Annotated in this window: 13 protein-coding genes and 1 other RNA gene; 9 read left to right on the top strand and 5 right to left on the bottom strand. The window is 69.4% G+C overall.

Going from position 1 to position 13,937, the window contains the following annotated elements; all coding sequences use genetic code 11:
• Position 1: 1 nt before the first annotated feature.
• Positions 2-553: a UPF0149 family protein gene (locus tag HNQ52_RS07525; protein WP_246387653.1), complete on the bottom strand. Its 552-nt coding sequence runs from the start codon at positions 551-553 to the stop codon at positions 2-4.
• A gap of 144 nt (positions 554-697) precedes the next feature.
• Between HNQ52_RS07525 and HNQ52_RS07520 the strand changes: the two genes are divergently transcribed.
• The 7 genes from HNQ52_RS07520 to rpiA all read left to right on the top strand — a co-directional run bounded on the left by HNQ52_RS07520 (position 698) and on the right by rpiA (position 8,009).
• The gene (locus HNQ52_RS07520; RefSeq protein WP_246387651.1) at positions 698-5,269 is read left to right on the top strand and encodes an EAL domain-containing protein; all 4,572 of its coding nucleotides are present in this window, start codon (positions 698-700) and stop codon (positions 5,267-5,269) included.
• 31 nt (positions 5,270-5,300) lie between these two features.
• A complete protein-coding gene (locus tag HNQ52_RS07515; protein ID WP_183960482.1) occupies positions 5,301-5,522 on the top strand; it encodes a TIGR02449 family protein in 222 nt (73 codons plus the stop codon).
• Positions 5,519-5,815 carry a cell division protein ZapA gene (locus HNQ52_RS07510; RefSeq protein WP_183960481.1) on the top strand — a complete coding sequence of 99 codons (297 nt, stop codon included), beginning with the start codon at positions 5,519-5,521 and terminating at the stop codon, positions 5,813-5,815. The genes HNQ52_RS07515 and HNQ52_RS07510 overlap by 4 nt, the downstream gene beginning before the upstream one ends.
• 116 nt (positions 5,816-5,931) lie before the next feature.
• Positions 5,932-6,119: non-coding RNA, 6S RNA (gene ssrS / locus HNQ52_RS07505), on the top strand.
• 71 nt (positions 6,120-6,190) lie between these two features.
• Entirely contained in the window at positions 6,191-6,781 is a 591-nt protein-coding gene (locus HNQ52_RS07500) for a 5-formyltetrahydrofolate cyclo-ligase (protein WP_183960480.1), read from the top strand.
• Between the two features lie 49 nt (positions 6,782-6,830).
• Positions 6,831-7,283 carry an EVE domain-containing protein gene (locus HNQ52_RS07495; protein WP_183960479.1) on the top strand — a complete coding sequence of 151 codons (453 nt, stop codon included), beginning with the start codon at positions 6,831-6,833 and terminating at the stop codon, positions 7,281-7,283.
• Positions 7,284-7,361: 78 nt separating this feature from the next.
• Entirely contained in the window at positions 7,362-8,009 is a 648-nt protein-coding gene (gene rpiA, locus HNQ52_RS07490; RefSeq protein WP_183960478.1) for a ribose-5-phosphate isomerase RpiA, read from the top strand.
• Between the two features lie 123 nt (positions 8,010-8,132).
• Here the strand turns inward: rpiA and HNQ52_RS07485 are convergent, their stop codons facing one another.
• A complete protein-coding gene (locus tag HNQ52_RS07485) occupies positions 8,133-8,615 on the bottom strand; it encodes an Lrp/AsnC family transcriptional regulator (RefSeq protein ID WP_183960477.1) in 483 nt (160 codons plus the stop codon).
• A gap of 128 nt (positions 8,616-8,743) precedes the next feature.
• Between HNQ52_RS07485 and phhA the strand changes: the two genes are divergently transcribed.
• The gene (phhA, locus tag HNQ52_RS07480) at positions 8,744-9,637 is read left to right on the top strand and encodes a phenylalanine 4-monooxygenase (RefSeq protein WP_183960476.1); all 894 of its coding nucleotides are present in this window, start codon (positions 8,744-8,746) and stop codon (positions 9,635-9,637) included.
• A 360-nt stretch (positions 9,638-9,997) separates the two neighbouring features.
• Here phhA and HNQ52_RS07475 read toward each other — a convergent pair whose 3' ends face one another.
• Positions 9,998-10,492 (bottom strand): GNAT family N-acetyltransferase, encoded by a 495-nt coding sequence (locus HNQ52_RS07475; RefSeq protein WP_183960475.1) that lies wholly within the window; start codon positions 10,490-10,492, stop codon positions 9,998-10,000.
• A 120-nt stretch (positions 10,493-10,612) separates the two neighbouring features.
• On the opposite strand from HNQ52_RS07475, the gene HNQ52_RS07470 reads away from it, so the two are divergent.
• Positions 10,613-11,365, top strand: coding sequence for a class I SAM-dependent methyltransferase (locus HNQ52_RS07470; protein WP_183960474.1), 753 nt, complete (start codon positions 10,613-10,615; stop codon positions 11,363-11,365).
• Between the two features lie 225 nt (positions 11,366-11,590).
• On the opposite strand, the gene HNQ52_RS07465 is transcribed toward HNQ52_RS07470, so the two are convergent.
• Complete coding sequence (locus HNQ52_RS07465; protein ID WP_183960473.1) at positions 11,591-12,721, bottom strand: peptidoglycan -binding protein; 1,131 nt, start codon at positions 12,719-12,721, stop codon at positions 11,591-11,593.
• Between the two features lie 17 nt (positions 12,722-12,738).
• Complete coding sequence (locus tag HNQ52_RS07460) at positions 12,739-13,821, bottom strand: flagellar motor protein MotA (protein ID WP_183960472.1); 1,083 nt, start codon at positions 13,819-13,821, stop codon at positions 12,739-12,741.
• Positions 13,822-13,937: the final 116 nt, after the last annotated feature.

Below are 13,937 nucleotides of genomic sequence, written 5' to 3'. Positions count from 1 at the left end.
TTCAGTGCAGGCGGCGGCGCGCGTCGGCATCGCGCGCGGTGTCCGCGTGCAGCAGCAATGCCGCCACGCGCACGAATTCGGCGACTTCCGCGAGGGCGTCCTCGTCGCGCTCGGGTTCGTCTTCGCCCACGGTGAACGCGGCGATGCGCGCCAGGTCCTGCAGCGCTTCCTGCGCGTCCGGCGACAGCGTCGGCGCGCTGCCGGCACCGAGGCCGAAGCCGCCGAGATAGCCGCGGCACCAGCGCAGCAGGGCGTCGACGCGCTCGGCCAGCGGCACATCCTCGTGCGGCAGCAACAGCGCGAAACCGAGGTCCGGATCGGCCAGCTGCGCGACGCTTGCGACGAACAACCCGTCGAGGGCGGCATTGGCCGCGACGCCGGCGCCGTCGGCCTCGATCTGCAGCTGCGCCATCCAGTCGTCGCGCCGCATCGCGCCGCCCGCGCTGAGCCAGCCGCACAACGCGCCGTGCAGCTCGCTCGCGTCCACGCCCAGCCGCAGGTGGCCCAGCGCCGTGGCGACGGCCTCGTAGGGCGGCAGTTCCTGATCGTCCAAGCGTGCTCCGGCACGGTGCAATGCCCGGATTCTAGCAGCGCCGTCGCGGCGGGCGCTGCGGTGCGCGGCGGAGTGCGATATGGTGGCGCAATGGAATGCGAGGGGGTCCGGAGGGCGCGGGGGCGGGCGCCGGGCGGGGGCGGCTTGACGCGCGCGTGGCTGTGGCGCGTGGCCGCCTGCGCGCTCGCGTGCCTGATCGCCTTCGCCGCGTCCGCGGCGCGACGCGATTACTACTTCCAGACGCTCGACCATCGCCAGAACCTCGCGCAGAGCTCCATCACCGCGCTGCTGCAGGACCGCGCCGGATTCATGTGGGTCGCGACGCAGGCGGGCCTGCAGCGCTACGACGGCTACCGCTTCCGTCCGCTGTCGGAGATGCTCGCCGATCCGTCGCAGGTGCCGCGGGGCTTCGTGACGGCACTGGCCGAAGACGAGGCCGGACGCCTGTGGCTAGGCACCCGGACGCAGGGCATGTTCGTGCTCGACGCGACGCGTTCCGCGCTGACCGCGGTCGGACACGGCGACGGCGAGGACGAACCGCGGCACGATCGCATCGATGCGCTGCACTTCCAGCCGGGCGTCGGAATGTGGGTGGGCAGCGCCGGCGGCATCGCGCTGCTGCAGCCCGGCAGCGGCGCGCGCGAGGACGTGCTGCGTTTCCGCCGCGCCACCACCCCCGACCCGCATGTGCACGGCATCGCCGTCGACGCCGCCGGCCAGGCCTGGGGCGCGACCGACGAAGGCCTGTTCGTGTTCGCCGTCGATTCGCACGATGCACGCAGGATCGCGCTGCCCGATGTGCCGGTGACGATCGCGGCCGGCACCAACGGCATGGTGTGGATCGGCAGTGCGTCCGGGCTGTGGCAGGCCGCCGCGCAGGACGGCGCGCCGCGGCGCGTCTGGCCCGCGGACGCCACGGGCGACGCGCCGGCCGCGAGCGTCATCACGCTGGCGGCCGACCTCGGCGGCGTGGTGTGGGCGGCGCTCTCGGACGCCAGCCTGCTGCGCTTCGATCCGGCCACCGGCATCGGCCGCCGTCTTCCGCACCAGCCGGGTCTCGACGGCGGCGCGCCCGACGCACGCCTGGTGACGGCCATGACCGTCGACCGCTCGGACCTGCTGTGGATCGGCGGAAACATCCGCGGTGTCGCCATCGGCGACGTGCGCGGCGCCACGTTCCAGACCATCGTCGATCTGGATCCGCAGCGCGACCGCCTCGTCACCAACTACGTGCGCGCGCTGTTCGAGGTGCCCGACGGACGCCTGTGGATCGGCACCGAGGGCGACGGGCTCAAGCGCTACGACATCGATGCCGACCGCTTCGAGAGCTTCGAGCCGCTGCTGCGTCGTGCGCTTGCCGACGGGCCCGGCCGCAGCGCGCCGTTGCGCGTGCAGGGCATCGCGCCGGCGGACGGCACCGCGTTGTGGGTCAGCACCGATCGCGGCCTGTTCCATGTGGATGCCGATGCCGGCCGCGTGCGGCGCGAGGCCGTGGGCGGCGCGGGCGCCAGTCTGGACCAGCCGCTGCGCGCCCTGCTGCGGCGGCGCGACGGCTCGCTCTGGATCGCGGTGTGGAACCAGGGTCTGGCCCGCTACGAACCCGCGACGGGACGCTGGACGATGTTCCGCGCCGATCCGCGGACGGACGGCGCGCTCGGCAACGCCCAGGTGCTCACCCTGTTCGAGGATGCCGACGACCGGCTCTGGATCGGCAGCATGGACGGCCTCGATCTGTATCTGCCGCAGGGCGACGGATTTCGCCGGTTCCGCCACGATCCGGCCGATGCCGCCACCCTGTCGGGCGCGCCGGTGCGCGCGCTGCACCAGAGCCGCGACGGCACGCTCTGGGTCGGCAGCCACAACGGCCTGGACAGGATCGTCGAAGGTGGCGGTTCGATCGCGTTCGAGCGGTACGGCGAGCGCATCGGGCTGCGCGATCCGGTGGTCTACGGCATTGCCGAGGACGGCGCCGGCTTCCTCTGGCTGAGCGGGCACAGCGGCATCACGCGGATCGACCGCAACAGCGGCGCGGTGCGCCGCTACGGCCTGCGCTCGGGGCTGCAGGACCTCGAGTTCAATGGCGGCGCCACGCTTCGCCTGCACGACGGGCGCATCGTCTTCGGCGGGGTGCGGGGCATCAATCTGTTCCGCCCCGAAAGCATCCGCGACAGCGCGTTCGCGCCTCCCATCGCGCTGATCGGTGCCACCGTCGGCAACACCGCGCTGCCCGAAGCCGACCTGCCGCCGTCGCGCCGGCTCGCCTTGCCGCAGTCGGCGCGCATCCTGCGCCTCATCGTCGCCGCGCTGGACTTCGCCGCCCCGGGCGAGAACCGCTTTGCGTTCAAGCTCGACGGCTTCGACGCGGACTGGGTGGAAGCCGGCGCCCAGCCCCACGCCACCTACACCAACCTCGCCGCCGGCGACTACCTGTTCCGCGTGCGCGCAACCAACCGCGACGGCGTCTGGAGCCCGCACGAACTCAAGGTGCCGGTGCGCGTGGTCCCGCCGTGGTGGAACAGCGCGCCGGCACGCGCGGCGTATCTTGCCGGCGGCAGTGCGCTGCTGCTCGGCCTGGTGTTCGCGCAACGCCGGCGCCGGGCGCACCGGCGCGAACTGATGGCGCAGCTGCGCGAGCGCGAGGAACGCCTGAAGCTCTCGCTCTGGGGCTCGGGCGACGAATTCTGGGACTGGGACGTGCGCGCCAACCGGATCTACCGCATGGGCGCCGACCAGCTGCTGGGCATGCGCGACGAACACGAGATGAGCGCCGACGAATGGCGCACGCGCGCGGTGCACCCGGACGACCTGCCGCGCGTGCAGCAGATCCTGCAGGAACACATCCTGGGCAAGAGTGAATCGTTCGAATCCGAACATCGGATCCGCAACGCGCACGGCGAGTGGATCTGGGTGCGCTCGCGCGGAAAGGTGGTGGAGCGCGACGCGCAGAACAACCCGCTGCGCATCGCCGGCACCGCGCACGACATCAGCGCCAGCCGCCGCGCCGAACGCGAGCGCCGCATCGCCTCCGAAGTGCTGCGCAGCATGAGCGAAGCGGTGGCGGTCACCTCGCTCGACTTCCGTTTCGTCTCGGTCAACGCCTCGTTCTCGCGCATCACCGGTTACGACGAGGAAGAGGTGATCGGCCTCGCCGCCGGCCTGCTCAACAGCACCCAGAACAGCGACGAGTTCTACCGGCGGCAGCGCGAGGCGCTGGAAGCCGACGGCCACTGGAAAGGCGAGATGTGGCTGCGCCGCCGCGACGGCGAGGAATTCCTCGCGTGGATGGAAATCTCGCAGGTGGGCGACAGCTTCGGCGGGCGCAGCCACTACGTCGCCGTGCTCAACGACATCACCGACAAGAAGCGCGCCGAGCAGGAACTGCGCTACCTCGCCAACTACGACACCCTCACGGGCCTGCCGAACCGCAGCCTGCTGGCCGAACGGCTCGCGCGCGCGGTGGTGCGGGCGCGGCGCATGGAGTCGCGGGTCGCGGTGCTGTTCTTGGACCTCGACCGCTTCAAGGACATCAACGATTCGCTCGGCCACGCCGCCGGCGACCGCATCCTCAAGTCCGCCGCCGCACGCTTGCTGCGCACCGTCGGCAGCAACGACACCGTCGCGCGCCTGGGCGGCGACGAATTCACCGTGGTGATCGAGGACATCGGCGACATCGCGCGCGCCGAGGCCGTGGCGCAGAACATCGTCACCGCGTTCGCCGAGCCGCTCGACATCGACGGCCGCAGCGACGTGACCATCTCGCCGTCGATCGGCATCAGCCTGTATCCGGACCACGGTCTGGTACCGACCGACCTGCTCAAGTTCGCCGACACCGCGATGTACCAGGCCAAGGACCGCGGCCGCAACACCTGGCAGGTGTACACCGAGGAGATGGACGCGCAGGCGCGTCGTCGCGCGGTCATGATCGCGGCGCTGCGCAAGGCGCTGGACCGCGGCGAATTCTCGCTCGAGTTCCAGCCGCGCCTGTCGCTGATCGACAACCACATCAGCGGCGTCGAGGCGCTGTTGCGCTGGAACAGCACCGAACTGGGCCCGATCGCGCCGTCGGTGTTCGTCCCGATCGCCGAGGAAACCGGCCTCATCCTGCCGATCGGCGAGTGGGTGCTGCGCGAGGCCTGCATGACGCTGCAGCGCTGGAACCGACATGCGCTCGACGACATCGGCATGGCCGTCAACGTCTCGGTGCTGCAGCTGCTGCGCGGCAACCTGCCCGATCTGCTGCGGCGCGTGCTCGCCGAGATCGACATCCCGCCTGCGCGCCTGGAACTGGAAGTGACCGAGAGCATGGTGATGGCCAACGCCGAGCAGACCATCAGCGTGCTGCGCGAGCTCAAGGACATCGGCGTGTCGCTCGCGATCGACGATTTCGGCACCGGCTACTCCTCGCTGATCTACCTCAAGCGCCTGCCGATCGACACGCTGAAGATCGACAAGGAATTCGTCGGCGACCTGACCCACGATCCCGACGACGAAGCCATCACCGCCACCGTCATCACGATGGCGCACTCGCTCGGACTGAACGTCGTGGCCGAAGGCGTGGAAACCGAGGAGCAGCTGATGTATCTGCGCGAACAGGGCTGCGACGAGATCCAGGGCTTCTGGCTGTCGCCGGCGCTGGACGTGCACCATTGCCTGGCCTTCATCCGCAATTTCCGCGCCCAGACGCGTACCCCGGGCGCCGACCGGACCGCCGGTTGACCGCCCCCGCGCCGCACCCTATCGTGGCCGCATGGCCGCGTCCGACCACCTCGAACAAGTGCACCAGCTGACCGACAAGATCGATCGGCTCTGCGACGTGGTACGCCGCTTGCTGGACGAGAACCGCAGCCTGCGCACCAGCCAGGACCAGCTGATCGGCGAGCGGGCGGCGCTGCTGACCAAGAACGAACAGGCGCGCTCGCGGGTGGAAGCCATGATCCAGCGGCTCAAAAGCCTGGAGCACAACGCGTGAGCGATCCGGTCGAGGTCCGCATCCTGGACCGCGAATATCTGGTCGCCTGCCAACCGCAGGAGCGCGACGGACTGGTCGCCGCGGCGACGTTCCTCGACGCCCGCATGCGCGAACTGCGCGGCGGCAACAAGATGGCCGGCGTCGACCGCATCGCGGTGCTGACCGCGCTCAATCTCGCGCACGAACTGATGCAGCTCAAGCGCGGGTCCGGCGACGAGGAGCGCGAGCTCACCCTGTCGCTGCGGGACCTGCATCGCAAGCTCGACGGGCTCATCGATTCGGTGTCGCGCTAGCGTCGCGGCGTGCGCGTCAAGCCCTGCGCGCGGCGACGTTTTTCAAGTGCACCCCGGCCGCCGCGCCGCACACCGGTTTAACTTGCAGCACGCCGGCAGTTGCTATGCTTGCCGCGCATCCTCTGCCGTGTCCGACAGCGTACGCTTACATATTGCCTTGACCCTAATGAATGACCCCGGGAATGCGACATTGTGCCGGCGTGCATGTCCGCCAACGTGCGGGAAGCCCGAAGCGCAACGAGCCTTCCCACCTGATCCTCTGGGATCAAGGTCGTTTGGTACGCATCGCCACGGCGGAGGTTGCCTTCCGTCTCCCCGACGCCTCCATCTACGGATGCGTTCACCCCGCGCAAGCGGCTCCGCCGGCACGACGCGTTGACCGCTCCCCGCTCCGACCGCCGCGCCGTGCGCGAACAGATGCGTGCACGGCGCAGCGCGCTGCCGGCCGCGCAGCGTCTGGCGGCCGCCGATGCGGTGGCGCGCCACGTCCGTTCGCTCGATGCGGTGCGCGACGCCCGCTACCTCGCAGGCTACTGGGCCACCGGCGGCGAAGTGCCGCTGCACGCGCTGCTGGTGCCGGCGCCCGGGTTCGTCTACTGCCTGCCCTGCCTCACGTCCGGCAACGCGCTGCTGTTCGCGCCGTGGCGGGCCGGCGATGCGCTGGTGCAGAACCGCTACGGCATTCCGGAACCCGATCTTGCGCCGAGCTCGTGCCTGCCCCCGGACGCGATGGACGTGGTGCTGGTGCCCCTGCTCGCCTTCACGACCGACGGGGTGCGCCTGGGTGCCGGCGGCGGGTACTACGACCGCAGCTTCGCGTTCCTGCAGGCCGCGCAGCGCGCCGCGAAGCCGCTGCTGGTCGGCGTCGGCTACGCCTTCCAGCAACACGACGGCCTGCAGGCCGAACCGTGGGACGTGGGGCTCGACTACATCGCCACCGAGCGCGCGCTGATCCGCTGCCGCTGAGCGCGCGGTCGTCGGCTACACTGCCGGCCGGTCACCACGACGCACGCGCATGAAGCACTGGCTGATGAAGTCCGAGCCCGACACGTTCTCGATCGACGACCTGGCGAAGGTCGGCACCGAACCGTGGAGCGGCGTGCGCAATTTCCAGGCACGCAACTTCATGCGCCAGATGGCCGTCGGCGACAAGGTGTTCTTCTACCATTCGAGCTGCGCCGTGCCCGGCGTGGTGGGCATCGCCACGGTCGCCTCCGAAGCGCATCCGGACCCCACGCAGTTCCAGCGCAAGAGCGACTACTTCGACGAAAAAAGCACGCGCGAACAGCCGCGCTGGGACCTGGTTGACGTCGCGTTCGAGCGCAAGCTCAGGCGCACGATCACGCTGGACGAGATCCGCCAGCACGACGACGACCTCGGCGACTTCGCCCTCACCCGCCGCGGCAACCGACTCTCGGTGATGCCGGTAACCGCGGCGCAGTGGAAGCGCATCCTCGCACTCGAGTAGCTGCGTCCGTCGGCCCGCTCTCACTCGTTTCTCGTTTCTCGTTTCTCCCTTCTCCTTTCTCGCTCCTCTCCCCGCCCCATGACTGACCGCGACACCCAGAAGCGCCAGGCCGCCGAGCGTGCATTGACCTACGTCGAAGACGGCAAGATCGTCGGCGTCGGCACCGGCTCGACCGTGAAATTCTTCATCGAGGGCCTGGGCCGCATGCGCGATCGCATCGCCGGCGCCGTGTCGAGTTCGGAACAGAGCACCGCACTGCTGCAGCAGCACGGCATCGAGGTGTTCGACCTCAACGCCGTCGGCCCGCTGACGCTCTACGTCGACGGTGCCGACGAGTGCGATCCGCAGCGTCGCCTGATCAAGGGCGGCGGCGCGGCACTGACGCGCGAGAAGATCATTGCCGCGGCGAGCGCGCGTTTCGTGTGCGTGGTCGACCCGGCCAAGTGCGTCGACGTGCTCGGTGCGTTTGCGCTGCCGGTGGAGGTGATTCCGATGGCGCGCAGCCACGTGGCGCGCGCGCTGGCGGCGTTCGGCGGCCAGCCGGTGTGGCGCGACGGCGTCGTCACCGACAACGGCAACTGGATCCTCGATGTGCACGGGTTGCGCATCACCGATCCGGTCGGGCTGGAGCGCGAGATCAACCAGATCGTCGGAGTCGTGAGCGTGGGCCTGTTTGCGGCGCGGCCGGCGGATGTGGTGATTGCGGGCGATCGGGTGCTGGGGTGAGGTGCGGGCCGGCATGGTCTGGCGCGCAGTCACCGTCGATCCGTGGGACCTCCCCGACACCCCATGGTTCGAGCGTCCAGGTCACGCCCTCGTGCCTGCCGGCACGCTCACCTCTCACTGCCGTCACTCCCGGCTCGGCTTCAGCGGCAACCCCTGCGCCTGTTTCACCGCGCGCAGCACGAAACTCGTGTTGACGTCCGCCACGCCGGACGAGCTCAGCAGGCGGTCGAGCAGGAACCGCGAGAAGTGCTCCAGGTCGGCCACCGCCACGTGCAGCAGGTAGTCCATGTCGCCGGTCAGCGCATGGCACGTCACCACCTCGTCCCAGTCCTGCAGCGAGGCGACGAAGGATTCGATCGCCTCGCGATCGTGCCGCGCCAGCTGCAGTCGCACGAATGCCTGCAGGCCGATGCCCAGCGCCGCGGGGTCGAGCCGCGCGCCATAGCCGGCGATCACGCCGTCGCGCTCCAGCCGCTGCACGCGGCGCAGGCACGCCGACGGCGACAGGTTCACGCGCTCGGCGAGGTCGGCGTTGGAGAGGCGTCCCTCGCCCTGCAGCACGGCGAGGATGTGCAGATCGATGCGATCCAGGCTCGCGGCGGTCATTTGAGCTGTGATATTCAGATTATACGCAACAATATTGCAGCGAATGGATGCTTTCGTGCAACAACGCAACCCCATTGCAGCGCTTCCGCCGTAGCATCGTGTGCAACATCCAGTCCGGAGCCCGCCCCGTGAATGCCGCCCCGCAGCGCCTCGAACATTCGCTGACCGACAAGGGTTACGTGCCGGTCTACGCCGCCGGCGTGATCGAACAGCCGTGGGCCGACTACAGCAGCACCGACCACCGCGTCTGGGCGCAGCTCTACGACCGCCAGCGCAAGTTGCTGGTCGGCCGCGCCAGTGACGAATTCCTCGTCGCGCAGGAACAGATGGGCATGACGCCCGACCGCATCCCGCGCTTCGATGAACTCAACGAGCGCTTGTGGCGCGCGACCCGCTGGCAACTGGTGGCCGTCGAAGGCCTGCTGCCCGAACTGGCGTTCTTCGAGCATCTGGCCGCGCGGGAATTCCCGGTCACCTGGTGGATCCGCAAACCCGAGCAACTCGACTATCTCGCCGAACCGGACCTGTTCCACGATCTCTTCGGCCACGTGCCGCTGCTGATGAATCCGGTGTTCGCGAACTACATGCGCGCGTACGGCCTCGGCGGCGTGAAGGCCACCGGCGTCGGCGACTGGGCGCTGCAGCATCTGGCGCGGCTGTACTGGTACACGGTGGAGTTCGGCCTGATCCGCAACCGCGACGGCGAGCTGCGCATCTACGGCTCGGGCATTCTGAGCAGCAAGGGCGAGAGCCTGCACTGTCTGGAATCGGCGGCGCCCAATCGCATCGGCTTCGACCTGGAGCGCGTGATGCGCACGCGGTACCGCATCGATTCGTACCAGAAGACGTATTTCGTGATCGACAGTTTCGAGCAGCTGTTCGAGGCGACGCGACCGGACTTCCGTCCGCTGTATGCGCGCATCCACGATGCACCGTCGTACGCGGCGGGTGCGGTATTGCCCGGCGACGACGTGATCCAGCGCGGCACTGGCGAAGGCTGGCTGGCGGACGGGGACGTGTAGGACGGCGTGACGGCGGCGGTGGATCGGCCGTGCCGCTTCGCCGGTTCGGTGTTGTCTGATAGGCGTCCGCCCGGCCGACCCCCTTCCGCCTGCCGGCACCTTCCCCCCGCTGCGCGGGAGAAGGAGCGCATGGCCGGGCGCCAGTGTTAACCTGCAACGTTCGGCTCCTCCCCAGCTTGCAGCAAAGCAGTCCTTCTCCCGCGTGCGGGAAAGAACCGCGTTACCCGGACGCGCCACAACCCGCAACGTCCGCCTCTTCCCAACCTCCAGCGAAGCATTCCTTCTCCCGCGCAGCGGGGGAAGGTGCCGGCAGGCGGAAGGGGGTGCTCTCGCAGCGCCGGTGCAACCGACTTCCACGCATCAGCCGTTATCGAGACGCCGTGGCAACGCAATCTCGAACATGCGGTACCCGGCATCTTCCATGCCGAGCGCGGCGTATGTCCGCTGCGCGACCGCGTTGTCGCGCTCCACGTACAGGCGCAGGCCGCACACGCCGGCGTCGGCGCGCGCCTGCGTTGCGACGTGGTGGTACAGCGCGCGGAACACGCCGTGGCGGCGATGCGCCGGCACGATGTAGACGCTCTGGATCCACCACCAGTCGCCGCAACGCCAGTCGCTCCATTCGTGCGTCAGCATCAGCGTGCCGGCGGCGGCGCCGTCGCGCTCGGCCACGAGGTAACGCCCGCGCTGCGGCTGCGCGAACAGCGCCGCAATGCCGCGCCGCACGGTGTCCGGATCGAGCGTCTTGTGTTCGGTTTCCAGCGCCATCGCGATCGCCCAGCGCGCCAGCAGATCGATGTCGGCGGAGTTGGCGTCGCGCACGGCAATCGTGCGATGGGTCGGGGAGTCGGACATGGCGCGTGCAGGCAGTGGCGGGCCGCGCAGTATCGTCGATGTGCGCCGCACGTGACGCTGTCAAGACAGCGCACGAACGCGCGTTCCGATGCGCTCAGGTGCGCACGGTAAAATGCGCCGATGACCCGCACCTTCAAAGACCACTTCTCCGGCCACGCCGCCACCTACGCGCGTGCGCGCCCGACCTACCCCGATGCGTTGTTCGACTGGCTCGCCGGCGTGCCGGCGCGGCGCGGGCTGGCGTGGGATGCCGGTTGCGGCAACGGACAGGCCACGGTGGCGCTGGCGCGGGTGTTCGAGCGCGTGCTCGGCACCGATCCGAGCGCGGAGCAGATCGCGCAGGCCGCGCCGGCCGGAAATGTGGAGTACCGCGTCGAACCGGCGGAGGCGCCCACGCTGGCCGACGGCAGCGTCGATCTGGTCACCGTGGCGCAGGCGTTGCACTGGTTCGATCTGCCGGCCTTCTACGCGCAGGTGCGGCGCGTGCTGGCCGACGACGGCGCGATCGCGGTGTGGAGCTACGGGCTGTCGCAGGTGTCGCGCGACGTGGATGCCGCGTTCATGCGTCTGTACGACCAGTGGCTCGGAAACTACTGGCCGCCGGAGCGGCGGCACATCGAGAACGGGTATGCCGAGCTCGAGTTTCCGTTCGCCCGGGTGGACGGTGTGCCGGCGTTCGAGATGGCCGTGACGTGGACGCTGGGGCAGTACCTCGCGTACCTGGGTACGTGGTCGGCGACGCAGCGCTACAAGGCAGCGACCGGGGTCGATCCGATCGAGCGGATCGCGCCGGAGTTCGCGGCGGCGTGGGGCGAGGCGGACACGCGCGTGGTGCGCTGGCCGCTGGTGTTGCGCGTCGGGCGGCAGGCGTAGCGTTCCGCGACCTTCCGCCTCGGGAGACGGGTGCGGATGCAGAACCCAGCGAAATCGGCGGGTGGCTGCATGATCGCATTTCACCGCCGCTCGCTCGGTACATCATGCACCGATACGACGGACCGCATGTCCCTCATCCGCCTGCCGGCACCTTCTCCCGGGGGGGAGAAGGGTGGCAGGACGTGGCGTTGCGTGCTGAGCATCATGGCATGGCGATGCGCGACATCAGCGATTCGTCAGCTGGATCTCGATCCTTCGATTGATCGCGTAGGCGGCTTCGCTGTCGCCGGTGTCGAGCGGGCGGAACTCGCCGAAGCCGTTCGCCGCGAGGCGATTGGCCGGAATCCCGCGCACCACGAGATACTTCACGATCGCGATCGCACGCGCGGTCGACAGTTCCCAGTTCGACGGGAAGCGCGGCGTGCTGATCGGACGCCGGTCGGTGTGGCCGTCGATGCGCAGCACCCAGTCGAGCTCGCTCGGGATTTCGCTGGTGACTTCGCTGAGCGTCGCGGCCAGCTTGTCGAGCTGCGCGTAGGCCGCCGGCGTGAGCTCGTCGGTGCCTGACGCGAACAGCAGCTCGCTCGGCACCACGAAACGGTCGCCGACGATCTGGATGTCGGCGCGGTCGCCGAGCACCGCGCGGAGCTTGCCGAAAAAGTCGGAGCGGTAGCGCTGCAGTTCGTTGACCTTGTTGGCGAGCGCGAGATTGAGTTCCTTGCCGAGGTCCGCGATGCGCACGTCCTTGGCCTTCGACTGCGCGTTGGCCAGTTCGAGCGAGGCGCTGATCTCGTCGAGCTGCTGGCGCAGCGCCGCCATCTGCCGGTTGAGCAGCTCCACCTGCGCCGCGGACTTGGCCGACAGATCGGTCTGCACCGCAAGTTTCTCGCGGTTTTCGTCGAGCTCGGCCAGGCGCGAGGCGATTTCGCTTTCGAGCTGGCGGCGCAGCTCGGCCAGCGCGTTGATGTCGGCGGTGAGACGCGCCACCTCGGCCTCGCTGCCCTCAAGCTGCGCCGTGGCCTGGGTGAGCGCGGCGCCGGTCTGGTCGAGGTTGAGGCGCAACGCATCGCGCTCGCCGGCGGCGGTGGCGAGCGAGGCGGAAATGTCCTCGATGCGTTGCAGCGCCTGGGCCTTGGCTGCCTCTTCCATCGACAGCGACTTTGCCAGCTGCGCGAGCTCGGCGTTGAGTTCGGCCAGCGCCTTGTCGCGTCCGGACAGTGCATCGGACAGCACGAACTGGCCGACGGTGAAGATCAGCAGCAGAAACACCAGCACCATCAGCAGCGAGCTGAGGGCGTCGACGAATCCGGGCCAGAAATCGACCGCGCGGCGGCGGCGTGCGAGGCTGGTGCTCATGCGTCAGTGGCCGCCGCTCAGAACCGCTCGCGCGGCAGGTCCGGCGCCGGCGCGACGGGACGCTTGCCGTCCACGGCCGCCGCGATGGTGCGTGAGAGCAGACGGAATTCGGCGCGCAGTTCGTCCGACAGGCGCGACCCGCCCTCGTTCTGCTGCGCCAGCGTGCGCAGCACGGTCTTCAGCTCGCTCTGCGCCTGCGCAAGATCGCTGGCGCCGCGCGACTCCTTGCCCAGGTGTTCGGACAGGCGCGCGAGCTGGGTGTTGAGTTCGGACAGCTGCTCGGCATTGCCGCGGCGCTCGCGCTCGCTGTCGACGATGGCGCGCTGCATGCGCTCCAGGCCGTCGGCCGTCTGCTCCAGCAATGCCTGCACATATGCGGGCACGGAGGCATCGCCGTCGGCGATGGCGCCGCCGGACGACAGCCGGGTCATGCCCGACAGCCAGTCTTCCACTTCGGTGTAGAAGCGGTTCGACGCGCGCCCGGACTGCAGATCGAGGAATCCGAGGATCAGCGAACCGGCGAGTCCGAACAGCGACGTCGAGAAACTCGTCGCCATGCCCGATAGCGGCGCCTGCAGGCGCGTCTTGAGCGTTTCGAACATCGCCAGCGCATCGCCGCTGGCCGACAAGCCGCCGATGATGTCGCTGACCGAACCGATGGTCTTGAGCAGTCCCCAGAACGTGCCGAGCAGGCCGAGGAAGATCATGAGGCCGATGAGGTAGCGCGAGAGGTCGCGCTGTTCTTCCAGGCGCAGGTAGATGCTGTCGAGGATGGAACGCGTCGAGGCGGTGGACAGCGACTGCTGCTTGGCGCCCTTGCCGAGCATCTTGGCCATCGGTGCCAGCAGCACCGGCGACTCCTGCACGCGATCGGGGCTGGAGCGCCGGTAGCCTTCGATCCATGCCACTTCGCGCTGCAGGCGCAACACCTGGCGCAGGTTCACCGCGATCCCGACGACGAACACCGCGATGATCACGCCGTTGAAGTAGGGCGTCGCGCCGAACGCGCTGCGCAGCGACGGAAACAGCAGGACGGCGGCCACGCCGACCAGCGCGAGGAAGCCGAGCATCCAGAGCAGGACGCGATTGGGTTGGCTCATGGACGAAACCTTTGCCGATGGATGGAGTGCGACGCGGCGACGCGATGCCGGCTGGGCGGCCGACGGCGCGCGCGCCAGCATGACGCGGGCCGGCTGAACCGTGCCGCGCCGATGCG

The sequence above is a fragment of the Chiayiivirga flava genome, assembly GCF_014202825.1.
In the GTDB taxonomy this organism is placed as follows: domain Bacteria; phylum Pseudomonadota; class Gammaproteobacteria; order Xanthomonadales; family Xanthomonadaceae; genus Chiayiivirga; species Chiayiivirga flava.
The sequence above is the reverse complement of the archived record's forward strand: the minus strand, read 5'-3'. Positions and strand labels throughout refer to the sequence as shown.

What these genes read in the sequence shown, in the direction of transcription:
- HNQ52_RS07515 (WP_183960482.1), top strand. Translation starts at nt 5,301, where the DNA reads ATGGCCGCGTCCGACCACCTCGAACAAGTGCACCAGCTGACCGACAAG.
- HNQ52_RS07495 (WP_183960479.1), top strand. Translation starts at nt 6,831, where the DNA reads ATGAAGCACTGGCTGATGAAGTCCGAGCCCGACACGTTCTCGATCGAC.
- rpiA (WP_183960478.1), top strand. Translation starts at nt 7,362, where the DNA reads ATGACTGACCGCGACACCCAGAAGCGCCAGGCCGCCGAGCGTGCATTG.
- HNQ52_RS07485 (WP_183960477.1), bottom strand. Translation starts at nt 8,615, where the DNA reads ATGACCGCCGCGAGCCTGGATCGCATCGATCTGCACATCCTCGCCGTG.
- HNQ52_RS07475 (WP_183960475.1), bottom strand. Translation starts at nt 10,492, where the DNA reads ATGTCCGACTCCCCGACCCATCGCACGATTGCCGTGCGCGACGCCAAC.
- HNQ52_RS07470 (WP_183960474.1), top strand. Translation starts at nt 10,613, where the DNA reads ATGACCCGCACCTTCAAAGACCACTTCTCCGGCCACGCCGCCACCTAC.
- HNQ52_RS07465 (WP_183960473.1), bottom strand. Translation starts at nt 12,721, where the DNA reads ATGAGCACCAGCCTCGCACGCCGCCGCCGCGCGGTCGATTTCTGGCCC.
- HNQ52_RS07460 (WP_183960472.1), bottom strand. Translation starts at nt 13,821, where the DNA reads ATGAGCCAACCCAATCGCGTCCTGCTCTGGATGCTCGGCTTCCTCGCG.